Source organism: Caloramator australicus RC3 (genome assembly GCF_000297115.1).
GTDB classification, from domain to species: domain Bacteria; phylum Bacillota; class Clostridia; order Clostridiales; family Caloramatoraceae; genus Caloramator; species Caloramator australicus.
On record NZ_CAKP01000093.1, the window covers coordinates 1 to 16505 of the forward strand.

14 protein-coding genes, 1 tRNA gene and 2 pseudogenes are annotated in these 16505 nt (G+C 33.3%); 15 read left to right on the plus strand and 2 right to left on the minus strand.

Annotated elements, in window-relative coordinates; all coding sequences use genetic code 11:
* Window positions 1-31 precede the first annotated feature (31 nt).
* Entirely contained in the window at window positions 32-448 is a 417-nt protein-coding gene (locus tag CAAU_RS08470; RefSeq protein ID WP_040306354.1) for a helix-turn-helix domain-containing protein, read from the minus strand.
* Window positions 449-616: 168 nt separating this feature from the next.
* Between CAAU_RS08470 and selD the strand changes: the two genes are divergently transcribed.
* The 3 genes from selD to selB are packed head-to-tail and all read left to right on the plus strand — an operon-like array spanning window position 617 to window position 4972.
* Window positions 617-1648: a selenide, water dikinase SelD gene (gene selD / locus CAAU_RS08475; protein ID WP_083852850.1), complete on the plus strand. Its 1032-nt coding sequence runs from the start codon at window positions 617-619 to the stop codon at window positions 1646-1648.
* Window positions 1649-1662: 14 nt separating this feature from the next.
* The gene (selA, locus tag CAAU_RS08480) at window positions 1663-3048 is read left to right on the plus strand and encodes an L-seryl-tRNA(Sec) selenium transferase (RefSeq protein WP_008909027.1); all 1386 of its coding nucleotides are present in this window, start codon (window positions 1663-1665) and stop codon (window positions 3046-3048) included.
* Window positions 3049-3064: 16 nt separating this feature from the next.
* Window positions 3065-4972 (plus strand): selenocysteine-specific translation elongation factor, encoded by a 1908-nt coding sequence (gene selB, locus CAAU_RS08485; protein ID WP_008909028.1) that lies wholly within the window; start codon window positions 3065-3067, stop codon window positions 4970-4972.
* Window positions 4973-5018: 46 nt separating this feature from the next.
* Here the strand turns inward: selB and CAAU_RS08490 are convergent.
* A tRNA-Sec gene (locus CAAU_RS08490) sits at window positions 5019-5115 on the minus strand.
* Between the two features lie 165 nt (window positions 5116-5280).
* Between CAAU_RS08490 and CAAU_RS14915 the strand changes: the two genes are divergently transcribed.
* The 12 genes and pseudogenes from CAAU_RS14915 to fliY all read left to right on the plus strand — a co-directional run bounded on the left by CAAU_RS14915 (window position 5281) and on the right by fliY (window position 16489).
* On the plus strand, window positions 5281-6573 hold the full coding sequence (locus CAAU_RS14915) for a phosphatase PAP2 family protein (RefSeq protein WP_008909029.1): 1293 nt from the start codon (window positions 5281-5283) through the stop codon (window positions 6571-6573).
* Window positions 6566-8287 carry a DUF342 domain-containing protein gene (locus CAAU_RS08500; protein WP_008909030.1) on the plus strand — a complete coding sequence of 574 codons (1722 nt, stop codon included), beginning with the start codon at window positions 6566-6568 and terminating at the stop codon, window positions 8285-8287. Before CAAU_RS14915 ends, CAAU_RS08500 begins: the two co-directional genes overlap by 8 nt.
* Window positions 8288-8292: 5 nt before the next feature.
* Window positions 8293-8739, plus strand: coding sequence for a chemotaxis protein CheW (locus CAAU_RS08505; RefSeq protein ID WP_040306357.1), 447 nt, complete (start codon window positions 8293-8295; stop codon window positions 8737-8739).
* 17 nt (window positions 8740-8756) lie between these two features.
* Entirely contained in the window at window positions 8757-9245 is a 489-nt protein-coding gene (locus tag CAAU_RS08510; RefSeq protein WP_008909032.1) for a chemotaxis protein CheD, read from the plus strand.
* Window positions 9246-9247: 2 nt separating this feature from the next.
* Window positions 9248-10286, plus strand: a pseudogene (locus CAAU_RS14320) (protein-glutamate methylesterase/protein-glutamine glutaminase).
* Window positions 10286-11062, plus strand: a complete 777-nt coding sequence (locus CAAU_RS08525) for a CheR family methyltransferase (protein ID WP_008909035.1) — start codon at window positions 10286-10288, stop codon at window positions 11060-11062. Before CAAU_RS14320 ends, CAAU_RS08525 begins: the two are co-directional and overlap by 1 nt.
* A gap of 2 nt (window positions 11063-11064) precedes the next feature.
* Window positions 11065-13029: a chemotaxis protein CheA gene (locus CAAU_RS08530; RefSeq protein WP_008909036.1), complete on the plus strand. Its 1965-nt coding sequence runs from the start codon at window positions 11065-11067 to the stop codon at window positions 13027-13029.
* A 13-nt stretch (window positions 13030-13042) separates the two neighbouring features.
* Window positions 13043-13639 (plus strand): chemotaxis protein CheC, encoded by a 597-nt coding sequence (locus CAAU_RS08535; protein WP_008909037.1) that lies wholly within the window; start codon window positions 13043-13045, stop codon window positions 13637-13639.
* Between the two features lie 14 nt (window positions 13640-13653).
* Window positions 13654-14013 carry a chemotaxis protein CheY gene (cheY, locus tag CAAU_RS08540; RefSeq protein ID WP_008909038.1) on the plus strand — a complete coding sequence of 120 codons (360 nt, stop codon included), beginning with the start codon at window positions 13654-13656 and terminating at the stop codon, window positions 14011-14013.
* A 12-nt stretch (window positions 14014-14025) separates the two neighbouring features.
* Window positions 14026-14418: a chemotaxis protein CheW gene (locus tag CAAU_RS08545; RefSeq protein WP_008909039.1), complete on the plus strand. Its 393-nt coding sequence runs from the start codon at window positions 14026-14028 to the stop codon at window positions 14416-14418.
* Window positions 14419-14428: 10 nt separating this feature from the next.
* Window positions 14429-15417 (plus strand): annotated as a pseudogene (fliM, locus tag CAAU_RS08550) (flagellar motor switch protein FliM).
* Window positions 15410-16489 carry a flagellar motor switch phosphatase FliY gene (fliY, locus tag CAAU_RS08555; RefSeq protein WP_008909042.1) on the plus strand — a complete coding sequence of 360 codons (1080 nt, stop codon included), beginning with the start codon at window positions 15410-15412 and terminating at the stop codon, window positions 16487-16489. Before fliM ends, fliY begins: the two are co-directional and overlap by 8 nt.
* Window positions 16490-16505: the final 16 nt, after the last annotated feature.

A 16505-nucleotide genomic window follows, 5' to 3' on the forward strand; every position in this document is an offset into this window, starting at 1 on the left:
AGCCAATCAAATGGAGAGGAATCCATCTGAACTAGARGCCCATCTGTGGTTTTCTTTTTCGTCTTGTATGGGGTTTAAATCTACGACGCTTTTTAGGGCTTTTAATACCGGTAGAGTTAAGGATATTGTAGATGGTAGAGTAACTTAGCTTAATGCCATGGAATCTTTCAAGAAGCTCGTTAAAATGTTTGAAGTTAGCATTTTTGTAGTTGTCAGACAATTTAAGAGAGATAATTTTACCTTTAAGTTCATCGGAAACAGCATGAGAAGGTTTACGGCCTTTGTTTTTATGAATAAGAGCAGAAACCCCGCTTTGCATCACACCCTTTCTTAATCTAATAACTTGACGTTCGCTAAGGCCTAAAACCTTTGCTGCTTCCTTGACAGTTAATAAACCCTCAAGGGATTTTTGAATGACAACATACCTATTAATTTGTTTTTGTGACATTGAATAAAACACCTCGTTCCTCATAGTGACATTTTATCATATTACTCTACAACATGACATTATCATAAAATAATCACAATAACAGTAAGATAATATTGAACATATGTGCATTTTTGGCTAAAATTATCATGAGGATAGGATTATTGAATATAGGAAGGATGTGATGGAATGGAAAAGATAAAGCTTACTCAAATGGTTGAAGCATCTGGATGAGCTGCGAAAATTGGGCCGGAGGCCTTATCGGATATATTATCAAGATTGCCTAAATTTTATGATGAAAATCTTATCGTAGGATATGATACATCTGATGATGCAGCAGTTTATAAAATAAACGATGAAATTGCCATTATTCAAACTTTGGATTTTTTTACCCCTGTGGTTGATGATCCATATACCTTTGGACAAATTGCAGCTACAAACTCCTTAAGCGATGTTTATGCTATGGGGGGTAAACCAGTTTTAGCATTAAACATCGTTACCTTTCCACAGTGTAAGGATATGGAAATATTGGGTGAAATATTAAGGGGAGGAGCTGATAAAGTTAAAGAAGCTGGAGCAATAATCGTAGGTGGGCATACAGTTGACGATGATGAACCTAAATATGGCCTTTCGGTAATGGGAATTGTCCACCCCAAGAAGGTTTTATCCAATTCCAATGCAAAGGAAGGAGACATATTAATTTTAACAAAGCCAATAGGAACAGGGCTTATAAACACAGCAATAAAAGGTGAGTTAGCCAGCGAAAAGGAAATAAATGAAGCGATAAAATATATGGCTATGCTTAACAAAGGTGCATCTGAGATTGCAGAAAAATATTCTATTAATTCCTGCACTGACATTACAGGCTTTGGCCTTATAGGACATGCTTTTGAAATGGCAAAGGGAAGTAATGTTACTATAAATATAATAAGCAAGAATATAAGATATATTGAAGGTGCCGTAGAATACGCTAAAATGGGTTTAATTCCTGCTGGAACATATCGAAACAAAAACTATTTGAATAATCAATATAAGAATAATACAACTGACGATTATGTTCTTGATCTTTTATTTGACCCACAAACTTCCGGAGGACTTATGTATTCGCTACCTGAAAAGGAAGGGTTAAAATTATTAAGTGAACTTAATGAAAATGGAATAGATGCTTATATAGCTGGATATGTCGAAAAGTTTAAGGATTATCATATTATCATAAATTAATAGGAGGCAAAAGGATGCAAAATAAGAATCTGCTTTTATCAAAGCTACCTAAGGTTGATAGGATTCTATCTGATGATAGAATAAAGGACTTTGATATTGCGCGAAATTTAAAAATTGACATTATAAGAAAAATTTTAGATAGCTATAGAAAAGATATATTAGATGGAAATATAGAAGAATTTACTTATGATGATGTCATAGATAAAATAATAAAACTTTTGAATGTTAAAAGCAAAAATCACTTAAAAAGGGTTATAAACGCGACGGGAACTATTTTGCATACCAATTTAGGTAGGGCAGTTTTATCAAAGGATGCGATTGATGCAGTTGTTGAGGTAGCATCAAGATATAACAATTTAGAATATGACCTTGAAAAGGGTGAGAGGGGCTCAAGATATAGCCATGTGGAAGAAATCATTTGTAAAATAACTGGTGCTGAAGCGGCGATGGTAGTAAACAATAATGCAGCAGCAGTAATGCTAGTTTTGTCAACCCTTGCCAAGGGAAAAGAGGTTATAGTTTCAAGAAGCCAATTGGTTGAAATTGGTGGTTCCTTTAGAGTTCCTGCAGTTATGGAACAGAGTGGGGCTAAACTTGTTGAAGTTGGAACAACCAATAAAACCCATCTTTACGATTATGAAAATGCAATAAATGAAAATACTGCCCTTATCCTAAAGGTTCACCAAAGCAATTTTAAGATACTTGGATTTACTAAGGAGATTTTCCTTGAGGAGCTTGTGGAATTAGGGAAAAAATATAATCTTCCAGTTGTTGAAGACATAGGTAGCGGTGTATTGATAGATTTTTCAAAGTATGGACTTCCCTATGAGCCTACTGTTCAGGAGAGCATAAAAAGGGGGGCAGATGTAGTTACCTTTAGCGGTGATAAACTCCTTGGAGGCCCACAGGCAGGAATAATTGTAGGCAAAAAGCATTTAATAGATAGGATGAAAAAAAATCAATTAACAAGGGCATTAAGAATTGATAAAATGACTTTAGCTGCTCTAGAAGCAACTTTTAAGCTTTATTTAGATGAAGAAAGGGCAATAAAGGAAATACCTGCTCTTAGGATGATGACTATGGATATTGAAATAATCCAAAAAAGGGCTAAAAAACTTTATAGTCAATTAAAGAAAATAATTTCAGATAGGGCGGAACTTAATATCGAAAAGGATGTATCACAATTTGGTGGAGGAGCAATGCCCCTTGAGACCATTTCAACATATGTAGTTACAATAAAACCTAAGTTTAAGAAAATTGAAGATGTAGAGTTAGAACTAAGAAGGCAGGAAGTTCCAATTATAGTTAGAATATATAAAGAAAACATTATTATTGATGTTAGAACATTATTTGATGATGATTTACATATTATTGTTGATTCATTGAATAAAATTTTATAATCAGGGGTGGAAATATATGCAGCATGTTATAATCGGAACAGCAGGACACATAGATCACGGAAAAACTACTCTAATTAAAGCCTTAACAGGAAGAGATACAGATACCCTAAAAGAGGAAAAGGAAAGAGGTATTTCTATAAACTTAGGTTTTACCTATTTTGATTTGCCTTCAGGAAGAAGGGCAGGAATAGTTGATGTTCCTGGACATGAAAAATTTATTAAAAATATGCTGGCAGGGGTAACCGGAATAGACATCGTTCTTTTAGTAATAGCAGCTGATGAGGGGATAATGCCTCAGACAAGGGAACATCTAAATATACTCAATCTTTTGGATATAAAAAAGGGCATTGTTGTTGTTACCAAAAAGGATCTTGCAGATGAAGAATGGTTAAAGATGGTTATTGAGGATATAATAACAGAAATTGGCGATACGTTTTTAAGGGATGCACCAATTATACCTGTATCATCCTATACTGGAGAAGGTTTAGAAAAATTAGCTCTTACCATAGATGAACTTACAAAGGATATGGAGGATAGGGATACTTTTACTGATTTTAGGCTGCCAATAGATAGAGTTTTTAGCGTAAGCGGTTTTGGAACTGTAGTTACAGGAACATTAATATCAGGGACGATAAACGAAGGGGATATATGTTCTATTTATCCTAAAGAAATAACAACAAAAGTTAGAGGATTACAAGTCCATGAAAAATCCGTTAAAACTGCCTATGCAGGTCAAAGAGTAGCTATAAATCTTGCAAATGTAAAAAAGGAAGATATTGAAAGGGGAGATGTTTTATCTAAACCTAACTCCCTTCAAGTTAGTATGATGCTAGACTGTAGACTAAATTATCTTAAGGATGCGCCATATCCCCTTGAAAATAGGGATAGAATAAGGATATATCATGGCACTAGCGAGCTTTTAGGTAGGGTATATATATTAGATAAAGAAGTGATAAATCCTGGAGAAACAGCTCTAATTCAAATAAGATTAGAATCCCCTATAGCGGCAAAAAGGGGAGATAAATATGTCATAAGGACATACTCTCCAATGATTACCATAGGTGGAGGAACTATCCTTGACCCAAATCCAGTTAAGCATAAAGCCTTTGATGAAAAGGTTATTAATGAGCTTTTATTAAAGGAAAAGGGTGACCCTATCGATATAATAGAACAAACTATTAAAAATAACAGCAAGGACTTTATCGGCATAAACGATATTATAAAGCTTTCTGGTAAAAACTACAGCAATTTAGACGAGATATTGGAAACCTTGATACGAAAAGAAAAAATCATAAAGTTAAATATAGGCGATGAGGAAGTTTATCTGCATAAGACCTATTTGGAAGAAATAAAGGAAAATATCGCACAAATTTTAGCAGATTATCATAGGATAAATCCATTGAAATTTGGAATAACTAAAGAAGAGTTAAAGATTAAAGTTTTCGGCAAAAATATTAAACAAAAGATTTATGATAAGATCTTAGAGCTTTTATGCGATGATACAATAAAGATTGAAAACATTTATATATCTTTAAAGGATTTCAATATTTCTTTTAATCAAAAACAAGAAAATATAAAACAAGAAATTTTAATGCGTTTTGAAGAAGCGAAATATCAACCGCCAAAACCTGAAGATTTGATAAAAGGGTTTGGAAGGGATGAAAGGGATGCAAAAATGGTATTTGAAGCTTTAGTTGATTTAGGGACACTAGTTAAAATTAATGAAGAGGTTTACTTAAAAGCTCAAGATTATGAAAGGGCAAAGGACATGCTAATAGATTTTATAAAAAGGGAAGGCAGTATAACTGCAGCTCAATATAGGGATATGCTTTCAACCAGCAGAAAGTATGCAGTAGCAATACTTGAATATTTCGATTCAATTAAGCTTACCAAAAGAATAGAAGATCAAAGGGTATTGGCTTAACTTAAATGAAAAAGCCTGACGTCTTAAGACATCAGGCTTTATCTTATGGCGGGAGTGTGTGGGAATCGAACCCACCCAACGGGGTTTCAGCCCGTCAACACGGTTTTGAAGACCGGTAGGCACACCAGCACCTATCCACCCCCATGAACCGACAAGTTATATTCTATTAAAAAAATATATTATTGTCAACAGGTTAATTGGGTTTGTAAATAATTCTTAGTTAAAAAATATTTTTTATTTTATATTTTAATAAAACTAAAATTTATGCTATAATTTTATATGTCAATTATAAACTGAGGTGAAAAGACATGGAAAAATTTTTGGAAGGTTTTATAAATTTTATAAGTAAATTTGGTATAGTTGGACTTTCAGTTCTTTCCTTTACAGAGTCATCTTTTTTTCCTGTTCCTCCAGATGTTGTTTTAATACCTATGATGTTAGTTAACAAAAGTTTGGCTTTTTTCTATGCTGCAATAACTACTGTTTTTTCTGTTTTAGGAGGTTTGTTTGGATATCTTTTAGGTTATAAACTTGGGCGCCCTTTTTTAAAAAGGTGGTTTTCACAGGAAAAAATAATAAAGGTTGAAGAGTATTTCAATAAATATAGCGGATGGGCTGTTGCAATTGCAGGATTTACACCTATTCCATATAAAATTTTTACTGTTTCAGCTGGAGTCTTTAGGATAAGAAAAAACGTATTTGTAATTGCGTCGATAATCGGAAGAGGAATGAGGTTCTTTTTAGAAGCAACGTTGATATTTTTTTTAAAGGATGCAGATAAGTTTATAAAAAACAATTTTGAATACATTACGATTGGAATTACCTTTATATTTTTATTAGCCTTCTATAGCATAAAAATATCGAAGGATAGGCTAAACTTGAATAAAATAAAATTATTTTCTAATATAAAAAATTTAGTAGAAAATGTCTACAAAGAATTGCAAAAATACAGGATTATAGAAAAAATTGGATATTACATGATTGTCACATTTTTATTGTCATTGTTCATTTTGATGATTATTTTTGATTTGATTGAAGAACATAGTTTTTATCTGTTTGAAAGATATGATGTTTATATATTTAAGTTTATTCTTTCGCTAAGAAATCCATTTTTAGATGGACTTTTTAAAGCAATTACATCCCTTGGTAATTTTTGGACGGTATTAATTTTAACTTTAATTATTACGATAATATTATTAGGAAAGAACTATAAAGTGCTATCCCTTTATTTTGGAGCAAACATTTTTATAGTTTGGATATTTAACGAATATTTAAAATCCTTATTTAAAAGGCCAAGACCTTATAATTTTAGGCTAATAGATACAGCTGGCTATAGTTTTCCGAGTGGACATGCAATGATTTTTTTAACATTATCCTTATTTATAATTTATTTAATTAAGTATGTCTTTAAGTTTAAACATCAAAATTTATATAAGGGGTTAATCTTGCTTTTAGCAGTTTTAGTGGGTTTTAGTAGAATCTATTTAGGTGTTCATTACTTAAGCGATGTTTTAGCTGGTTGGATAGTTGCAGTTGTTTATTATTCTGCTTCAATTATATTGCTAAGGGGCATTAGCAGGAGGGGGGATTTTAATGAGTAAAAATGAAGGGAAAATAGGAATTAAATCAGGAAAAGTAATTTATGTTGATGGGGAAAATCCGCCTAAAATTATAGTTGGGGAAGGTGTTGAGGTTTATATAAATGAAAAAAAGATAGATGGAGAGTGCCAGGTAAAAAAAGAAGATATAGTTAAAGTTGTCCCCAAAATAATAGAGGGAAAAAGAAATTTGAATATTTACGTTACGGAAGATGCTATGGAAGTTTATATAGATATTTCCTATGAGCCTTATATTGAATATGAAATAGAGGATATGGAACCCCAGCATGAATTATTTATAACTGGGAAAATAAAACATAAAAGCATAAAGAAATTCACAAGGGAAGAAATAGAAAAAAGTCTAAGGGAAAAAAATATTATCTATGGAATTAAAAAAGAAGAAATAGAAAGGGCAATAGATGGGGGCAGATTCCTTGTCGCTGAGGGGAAGAAAATTAAAGAACCTGAGGATGATAGGATTGTTTACTATTTTGGCAATAAAAATGAAGAAGATGTTGAAAATTCAATAAAAGTCGATTATTTTAATAGAATAACATACGAATATGTGGAAAAGGGAGATATCCTTGCAGAAAAATTTGACGGGAGAGACGGGTCAATAGGTTTTGACGTTTACGGTCGACCGGTTAAGCCAAGAAAAAGGGTTGTTAAAAGGCTTTTATCGGGACCAGGATGTGTTGTAAATGAAAATAAAGCCTATGCTGAAATTTCAGGTATGCCAGAGGTTAAATCAGGGAAGGTATGTGTATTTGAAGTATTAAGGATAAATGGAGATGTTGATATAAAGACAGGAAACATAAAATTTGATGGGAATGTTGAAGTAGTAGGAACGGTAAAGGAAGGATTCAAAATAAGAGCAGGGAATAACGTTATAATCCGTGGCGATGTCCTTGAAGCAGAGATTACAACAAACGGCAATATTGTGGTTAAGAAAAATGTAATTTCTTCAAGTTTAATAGCAGGGTGTAATCAAATAAACAATGAGAAGGCTCTAAAGTTGATTAAAGATGTATATGATATTCTTAAAACTTCCCTAATTGCCTTAACGGAACTTATAAAGCTTGGCAAAATAAAGATCGATAAAAATGTTGGACGCGTTTTAATGCTTATCATTGAATCAAAGTTTCCTAATAAAATGCAGGAGATCATAAAGAACGATGAGTTTATTTCATCAGGTTTTCATAATGATATTTATGTTAACTGGAAAAAATTATTTAATTATATTTTAATGATTAAGAATAATGAGCTTTTGGATTATGATGGATTGACTAATATGCTTAAGGAAGTGGGAAATTTTATCGATACTTTTCAACTTCTTAACACTCCAGCAGATGTTTATGTTTCCTATTGTCAAAATTCGAAAATTTTTGCCAGCAACGATGTAGAAATAACTGGGCAAGGTTGCTATAATACAAATATAGTAGCTAAAAATCAAATAAGATTTATCTCCGACAAGGCTATATTTAGAGGAGGCCAGATGGTTGCGGAAAAGGCAATTAAGGCATCTGAAGTAGGTTCAAGCGCAGGGGTTGTAACGATCCTAAAAACATCAAAACACGGAATTATAGAAGCAAGGGTTGCCTTTCAAAACACATTAATCCAATTTGACGATATAACCTACAAAATCGAATATCCTGTAAAAAATTTAAAGGCCTACATCGAAAAGGGTGAACTTATTGTAGAAAAACTAAAATTATAGGGGTGATGCAGTTGGATAGGAAGGTTATTATTTTTAAACTGGGCAACGAGGAGTTTGCCTGTGATATTCAACATGTTGAGAGAATTTTAGGTTATGTTGAACCTACAAAGATCCCTGAGGCTCCTTATTATGTTGAAGGAGTTATAAATTATCAAGAATCCATTTTACCTATAATTAATTTAAAAAGGAAATTTAACATGGATTATAATGAATCATCCGATAAAAAGATAATAGTAGTAAAGAGCAATCAAAGAACCGTAGGCTTTTTAGTGGATACTGTATTAGAGGTTTCAGATATAAGAAATGAAAACATTGAGACTGCACCTGATATTGTTACTGCTTCAAAAAATAGATATATTCAAAACATGATTAAACTTAGCGGTAGAATCATTTTAGAGATTAATCCAGATAAAATTTTAAGTAAAGATGATATCGACAGCTTACTAAACTAAAAAATGGAGTAGATAATATGGAATCAAAGGAAATTAAGGTTGGCATAGGGGATTTGAATACAGCCTTATCACCTGATAAACTAATAACTATTGGATTAGGTTCATGCGTAGGCATTGCTCTTTATGATGGAATAAAAAGAATCGCCGGTTTAGCTCATATTATGCTACCAGAAAGCTCAAAGTTTACAAATAATACCAATCCGATGAAATATGCTGATCTTGCAATACCAATGCTTCTTGATAGGATGTTTGAACTTGGAGCAAAAAAAACAAATATTATCGCTAAAATTGCAGGTGGAGCCAGCATGTTTCAAACTAGCGATAAATCACCATTGATGGACATTGGAAATAGAAATGCTCGGGCTGTTAAGGAAATATTGCAAAAGCTAAATATCAAAGTTGTTGCTGAAGACCTGGGAGGAAACTACGGAAGAACTATGATAATAGATGCAGAAACTGGAAAGGTCTATATTAGGACAGTAGGAAAAGGAACGAAGGAGCTGTAGTTATGGATAAAATTAAGGTTTTAGTTGTAGACGATTCAGCCTTCATGAGAAAAATGATTTCAGATATGATAAACAGTCAACCTGACATGGAAGTTCTCGATACAGCAAGGGATGGATTGGATGCAATAAAAAAGATAAACTCATTAAATCCTGATGTTATAACGCTTGACGTTGAAATGCCAAACAAAAACGGATTAGAAGTTTTAAGGGAGATCAAGGATAGTAATGTTGCAGTTATTATGCTAAGCAGCTTAACATCTGAGGGTTCATCGACAACTATTGAGGCTTTAAGGCTTGGGGCCTTTGATTTTATCCAAAAACCTTCCGGTTCTATTTCCCTTGATATAGACAAGGTTAAGGAGGATTTAGTAGAGAAAATAAGATATGCAAAGGCTCACCTTAGAAAAAAATTAAAAAGAGAAAAAGGCTATTGATAAATTTTCTCCGATAAACAAAATTGCATATAATAAGAAAAAATATGAAGCAGTTTTGATTGGTGCTTCAACTGGTGGGCCAAAGGTTTTATTTGAATTAATAACTAAGCTTCCAAAGGATTTAGAGGTTCCCCTTCTTGTAGTTCAGCATATGCCAGCTGGTTTTACCAAAGCCTTTGCTGAAAGATTAGATAAATACAGCAATTTAAAAGTTATAGAGGCAAAGGATGGCGATAAAATAAATTCAAACGTTGTATACATTGCTCCAGGCGGGTTCCATATGCTCGTTAAAAGTAAGCAAGTAAAACTTGATTTGTCGCCTCAAATTCATGGTGTTAGGCCTGCAGTTGATAAGCTTTTTCTATCAGCGGCAGAGGAATTTGGTGAAAATAATCTTGCAGTAATTTTAACCGGAATGGGAAGGGATGGAGCAGAAGGAATAAAGGCTATCAAGTTAAAAGGCGGAATAACTATTGCACAAGATGAAGCAACATCTACAATATTTGGTATGCCTAAGGCAGCCATCGAAACAGGATGCGTCGACTACGTAATGCCAGACTACCAAATAGCGGAAGAAATAGTTAAAATTGTTCGGGGGAGAAGTTGATGGACTTTAAGAAAATAGAAACATTTGTTTTTAAACAATACGGAATTGATCTTAGTGCATATAAATCAAAGCAATTAACAAGAAGAATTGAAAGCTTTATGAATAGGGCTGGCGCAACAAATGAAGATGACTTTATTTTAAAATTAAAAACAGATCCCAATCTCAGTAAAAGGTTTTTAGACCACTTAACTATAAATGTTTCCGAATTCTTTAGAAATAAGGATCTTTTTATGGACCTTGAGAAGAAGATCAAGGAATTGCTAAATCCTGATAAAAAAATATTAAAAATTTGGAGTGCAGCTTGTTCAAACGGCGCGGAGCCTTATACTTTAGCCATAATAATGGATAGATTGACTCCAAACAAGAGGCATCAAATTATAGCTACAGATATCGACAAAACTATTCTTGAGGTTGCTATAAAGGGGGTATATAAGCCCCAAGATGTAAGAAATGTGGACAAGGAAATTTTAGATAAATATTTTACTATTGAAGGCGATAATTATATTGTTAAGGATACTATAAAAAATAGAGTAACCTTTAAGCATCATGATTTAATCTTAGACAAATATGAGACAGGCTTTGACCTTATTGTTTGTAGAAATGTTGTTATTTACTTTACACAGGAGGTAAAAAATCAGATTTATAAAAAGTTTTATGAAGCTATGAACCCGGGAGGACTTTTGTTTGTAGGGGCAACCGAGAGCATATATAATTATAGGGAACTTGGATTTGAAAAGGCGTCAACATTTATATATAGAAAACCAGGAGGCGTGTAATTATGGATATGTCACAATATCTTGATATATTTCTTGAAGAATCAGAAGAAAATATTCAAAGGTTAAATGAAGGCCTTTTATCCCTTGAGAAAAATCCAGATGATAAGGAAATTATAAACTCAATATTCAGAGCTGCCCATACTTTAAAGGGAATGGCTGCCAGCATGGCCTTTGAGAGGGTAGCAGATTTAACCCATAAGATGGAAAATGTCCTTGATAAAATTAGAAATGATCAATTAAATGTTAATTCTGATATTATAACACTATTATTTAAATGTGTGGATAAACTTCAGGAAATGATTGAAAATATAAGGGAAAAAGGGACTGAAGATGCAGAGGTCGAAGAAATAATTGAGGCCCTTAAAAACATTGAAAAAGGAAAAGCTGCATCTATTACGGAGAAAAAAGTAGAGCTAGAAATAGAATTTAATGAATATGATAAAGATATTATAAAAAGTGCCCTTGAAAAGAACTATAATGTTTTAAAGATAAATGTTACAATATATAAGGACTCCATATTAAAATCTGCAAGGGCATTTTTAGTATATAAAACCCTTGAAGAATTAGGAGAGATCATAAAGTCAGTTCCTTCAATTGAGGATCTTGAACAGGAAAACTTTGAAAACCAATTCTATTTAATACTTATAACCCAAAAGAGTGAAAAGGATATTAAATCAAAGATAGAGGGTATCTCTGAAGTTGAAAAGGTAGAGGTTGAAAGGGTAAAAATTAAGAAGGATGACAGGAAGGAAGAAACAGTAGAAAAAGTTGAGGAAAATAAACAAAAAGATGTTGTAAATACTTCAGAAGTAAAAGAAGAAGATAAAAACACAAAAAAGGTATCTCAATCAGTAAGAGTTGATCTTGAAAGACTTGATAAATTCATGAATTTAGTTGGGGAGCTTGTAATCCATAGAACGAGGCTGGAGCAGATAAGCAGAGACTTTAAGTCTCAGGAGCTACATGAAACATTAGAACAAGTTGGAAGAATAACGACAGATCTTCAAGATCTTGTAATGAAGGTTAGGATGCTCCCAATAGAAAAGGTATTTAATAGATTCCCAAGGATGGTTAGAGACCTTGCCCAGGAACTTGGAAAGGAAATAGAATTTGTTATGAAGGGCGAGGATACAGAACTTGACAGAACAGTTATCGATGAAATAGGAGAACCCCTTGTTCACCTTCTTAGAAATGCAATAGATCATGGCATTGAAACACCTGAAGAGAGAATAAAACAAGGAAAAAGCTCAAAGGGGACTGTAAAGCTTGTTGCTTACCAAGAAGGAAATAAAGCCGTTATTAAAGTAGAAGACGATGGAAGGGGCCTTGATGTAAATAAAATAAAGAAAAAGGCAAATCAGCTTGGCATAAATACTGATGGTATGTCAGAGCAGGATATAAGAAACCTCATATTCCTTCAAGGATTTAGCACCAGCGAAAAGGTTACAGATATATCCGGTAGAGGCGTTGGAATGGATGTCGTTAAAACAAAGATAACTTCGTTAGGTGGAAGCATTGAGGTTCAAAGTGAAGTTGGAAAGGGAACAGCCTTTATAATAAGGCTTCCATTAACATTGTCTATAATACAAGCCCTACTAGTAAAGGTTTCAGAAGAAACATTTGCAATATCCTTAGGCTTTATAGATAGGGTTATTAAGATAAATCTTAGTGAAATAAAAATATCCAATAATAAAGAGGTAATAATCTACAGAAACAATGTTATTCCTTTAATTAGACTCTCTGAAAAATTAAACTTAATGGAGGTAGAATTAGAAGAAAAATTCTGTGTTATCGTAAAGGTTGGAGAAAAAACTGTGGGACTATTGGTGGATTCCCTTTTAGGACAGCAGGAAATAGTTATAAAACCTTTAGGGAAGTTATTGCAAAAACAAAAAGAATATGTTGGCGCAACTATATTAGGAGATGGATTGGTAACTCTAATATTAGATGTTGCAGCCTTAGTATAAGCGGGTGATTTGCGTGGAATTTAACTTAAATGATATTCAGCTTGATGCCCTAAAGGAGATAGGCAATATTGGGGCTGGTAATGCTGCAACAGCCCTATCACAACTTATAAATAAAAAGGTCGATATGACGGTTCCACAGGTGGATGTCCTACTTTTTAATGATATGGTATCAAGAATTGGAGATGAAGAAGATTTAGTTATTGCTGTTCTTTTAAAGGTTTTTGGTGATGCCCCTGGTAATATTTTGTTTGTTATGAAACCTGATAGTGCAAGGCTAATAGCAGACGAAATGCTCATAGGACTTGACATTCCAAGTGAGGAAATTTATTATTCAGTATACCAGGAGCTTGGCAATATATTAGGCAATTCCTATTTAAACGCACTTTCAAGGTTTACTGAGCTTAATTTAGTTGGTTCAGTTCCTTACGTAGTTGAAGATATGCTTGCAGCAATTTTAAGCACCACCTTTATTGATGCTGAACAATATAGTGATTATGTTCTTGCCATTGATACGACGTTTATGCAGGAAAATAAGGAATCTGGTGGTTACTTCTTTTATATCCCAATGCCAGGTTCTTTAGAAAAAATATTATCAAAATTAGGATTATAAAGGGAGGATTTAACATGCCAAGAGTGTTAATCGTAGATGATGCTGCTTTTATGAGAATGATGTTAAAGGATATCTTAGTAAAGAATGGTTATGAAGTTATAGGCGAAGCTCCAAACGGTCTAAAGGCTGTTGAGATGTATAAACAAGAAAAGCCTGATGTAGTTACGATGGACATAACAATGCCTGAAATGGACGGAATACAGGCTGTAAAGGAGATAAGAGCTTTTGATCCAAATGCAAAAATAATTATGTGCTCTGCTATGGGACAGCAGGCAATGGTTATGGAGGCAATAAAATCTGGAGCGAAGGATTTTATTGTAAAGCCCTTTCAGCCTGAAAGAGTATTGGAGGCATTAAAGAAGGTTTTAGGATAGGAGTGACCTTTTATGCAGATAGTGATTTTTACGTTGGGTAATGAAAAGTTTGCCCTTGATACCAAACTTGTTCATGGAATAGAAAAAATGATGAGTATAACAAAAGTTCCAAATGCACCATACTATGTTAAGGGACTTATAAACTTAAGGGGTTCAATCATAACGGTTGTTGATTTAAAAACATTATTAAATAAGCAAAATAAAGATCAGGAGGAAAACATAATAATCGTTGAAATTAATCAAGAGAAAATAGGACTTATTGTCAACAAAGTTGATGAAGTTATTGAAATTGAAAACGATAAAATCGAAAAGCCTGTTGAAAATAATTCCTATATTAAAGGTATAATAAATCTAAAGGAATATATTGTAACATTATTGGAGGGAGAGGCCCTTATAGAAGGATAGGAGGGATTATATGGGAGAAATTTTGTCACAAAGTGAAATAGATGCCCTCCTTTCAGCCCTATCGGCTGGAGAAATTGAGCTTGAGGAACATTCTTCTGCAGAAAAACAAAAAGTAAAAAATACGATTTTAAACGTCCCAATAAATTTTCAAAGGAACATTTAAGAACCCTTGAAATGATTCATGATAATTTTGGAAGGATTGTTGCCAACTATCTGACGGCAAACTTAAGGACGTCAGTTCAAATTAAAGTTATTTCTATAGAACAAATAACCTTCGAGGAATTTATACATTCTGTTCCTAATCCAACAATATTGATGACCTTTTATTTAGAGCCCTTTACTGGGCCCTTTATGTTCGAAACTGGTCCTAATTATGTGTTTGAAATAGTAGACCTTATGTTTGGAGGATCAGGAAAGGGGCAGGTAAAGACAAGGGATTTTACGGACATAGAAAAGAATATAATAAAAAAATTAAATCTTAAAATTCTTGAAAACCTAAAAATGGCATGGGAAGATATTATAGATGTTAATATTGTCTTTGACAATATAGAAACAAACCCAATATTAAATCAAGTTATTGCCCCTAATGAACCTGTTTGCCTTATTACTTTTTCAACCCAAATTGGTAATAATCAGTGTTATATTAACATGTGTATTCCTTATATTTCAATCGAAAATTATGTAGATAAGTTAGTCGTTCAGTATAAAAGCACAGCTTCGGATAAGCTGGATCAATATTTTAAAGAAAAAATTAAGAATAACCTCATGCCAGTTAAGGTGGATTGCTGCGTAGAATTAGGCAAAGCAATTTTAACAGTTGAAGACTTTTTAAACCTTGATGTTGGCGACGTTGTTAAGCTCAATAAAAAGATTAGTGAACCTCTTAATATGTTTATAGAGGATAAACTTCATTTTAAAGTTTATCCTGGCAAAATTGGTAAAAAGTTAGGAGTTCAAATATTTGAAATAAAGGATAAGGATGTGGAAGAGGATGCATGATGGTATACTTTCACAAGCAGAAATAGATGCTTTGCTTAGCGGGGTTACACCTGCTAATATTGACAATGATTTGACTGACGATGAAAAGGACCTTTTAGGAGAGATTGGAAATATATCAATGGGTTCAGCCTCAACGGCATTATCCACAATATTAGGCAAAATGGTTAATATAACAACTCCAAGGGTTACTTTAACTACCTTAAACGATTTGAAAAATGAATTTAATATTCCCATAATGGCCCTTGAGGTTGAGTATATAGAAGGTCTTAAGGGATCTAACCTATTACTTGTAAAGATTGATGACGCTTCAGTTATTGCGGATATCATGATGGGAGGAACGGGCTCAAACATTAAAACTGAACTTACTGAGATAGAAGTAAGTGCAGTTCAGGAGGCGATGAACCAGATGATAGGTTCATCGGCAACATCCCTTTCAACTATGCTAAATGTGCCAATAAACATAACTCCTCCAACTGCAAGGATTTGGAATAAAGATGTTGATAAAATTTCTGAGTTAATTGATGAAAATGAAAGGATAGTTAGAATATCCTTTAGGCTTACGATTGCTGAACTATTAGATAGCGAAATTATGTTATTACTTCCTGTTGAAACTGCAAAGATGATAATAAACAAGATGACTGGCGGCCTTTCAGAGGAACCAATTGCTGAACCGGAACCTGTTAAAGAGGCTGCCTATGAAAAGGTTGAGGCAAAAGAACAAAAGATTGAGACAAGGCAGGAAATAAAAGAAGAAGTCAATGTCTCAAAGGCTTCCTTTGCTGAACTTACACCACTAACTCCAAAGGAAAAGCAAAACATAGAACTTATACTGGACGTTCCCCTTGAGATTTCTGTCGTTCTTGGAAGAACTAAAAAGACAATAAAGGAAATACTTGAACTCGGCCAAGGTTCATTAATCGAACTTGATAAGCTAACCGAAGAGCCTGTTGAAATTTTAGTAAACGGAAAAAGGGTTGCTTATGGTGAGGTTGTTGTCATAGATGAAAACTTTGGAGTTAGAATAACAAGCATAGTAAATAATGTTGAAAAAATTAAAAGCCTTCAGGGATAATCCTGAAGGGTTTTAT

Bases quoted from the DNA above. Each gene is read 5' to 3' on its own strand.
- selA (WP_008909027.1), top strand. From the start codon at position 1,663: ATGCAAAATAAGAATCTGCTTTTATCAAAGCTACCTAAGGTTGATAGG.
- selB (WP_008909028.1), top strand. From the start codon at position 3,065: ATGCAGCATGTTATAATCGGAACAGCAGGACACATAGATCACGGAAAA.
- CAAU_RS14915 (WP_008909029.1), top strand. From the start codon at position 5,281: ATGGAAAAATTTTTGGAAGGTTTTATAAATTTTATAAGTAAATTTGGT.
- CAAU_RS08500 (WP_008909030.1), top strand. From the start codon at position 6,566: ATGAGTAAAAATGAAGGGAAAATAGGAATTAAATCAGGAAAAGTAATT.
- CAAU_RS08505 (WP_040306357.1), top strand. From the start codon at position 8,293: ATGCAGTTGGATAGGAAGGTTATTATTTTTAAACTGGGCAACGAGGAG.
- CAAU_RS08510 (WP_008909032.1), top strand. From the start codon at position 8,757: ATGGAATCAAAGGAAATTAAGGTTGGCATAGGGGATTTGAATACAGCC.
- CAAU_RS08525 (WP_008909035.1), top strand. From the start codon at position 10,286: ATGGACTTTAAGAAAATAGAAACATTTGTTTTTAAACAATACGGAATT.
- CAAU_RS08530 (WP_008909036.1), top strand. From the start codon at position 11,065: ATGGATATGTCACAATATCTTGATATATTTCTTGAAGAATCAGAAGAA.
- cheY (WP_008909038.1), top strand. From the start codon at position 13,654: ATGCCAAGAGTGTTAATCGTAGATGATGCTGCTTTTATGAGAATGATG.
- CAAU_RS08545 (WP_008909039.1), top strand. From the start codon at position 14,026: ATGCAGATAGTGATTTTTACGTTGGGTAATGAAAAGTTTGCCCTTGAT.
- fliY (WP_008909042.1), top strand. From the start codon at position 15,410: ATGCATGATGGTATACTTTCACAAGCAGAAATAGATGCTTTGCTTAGC.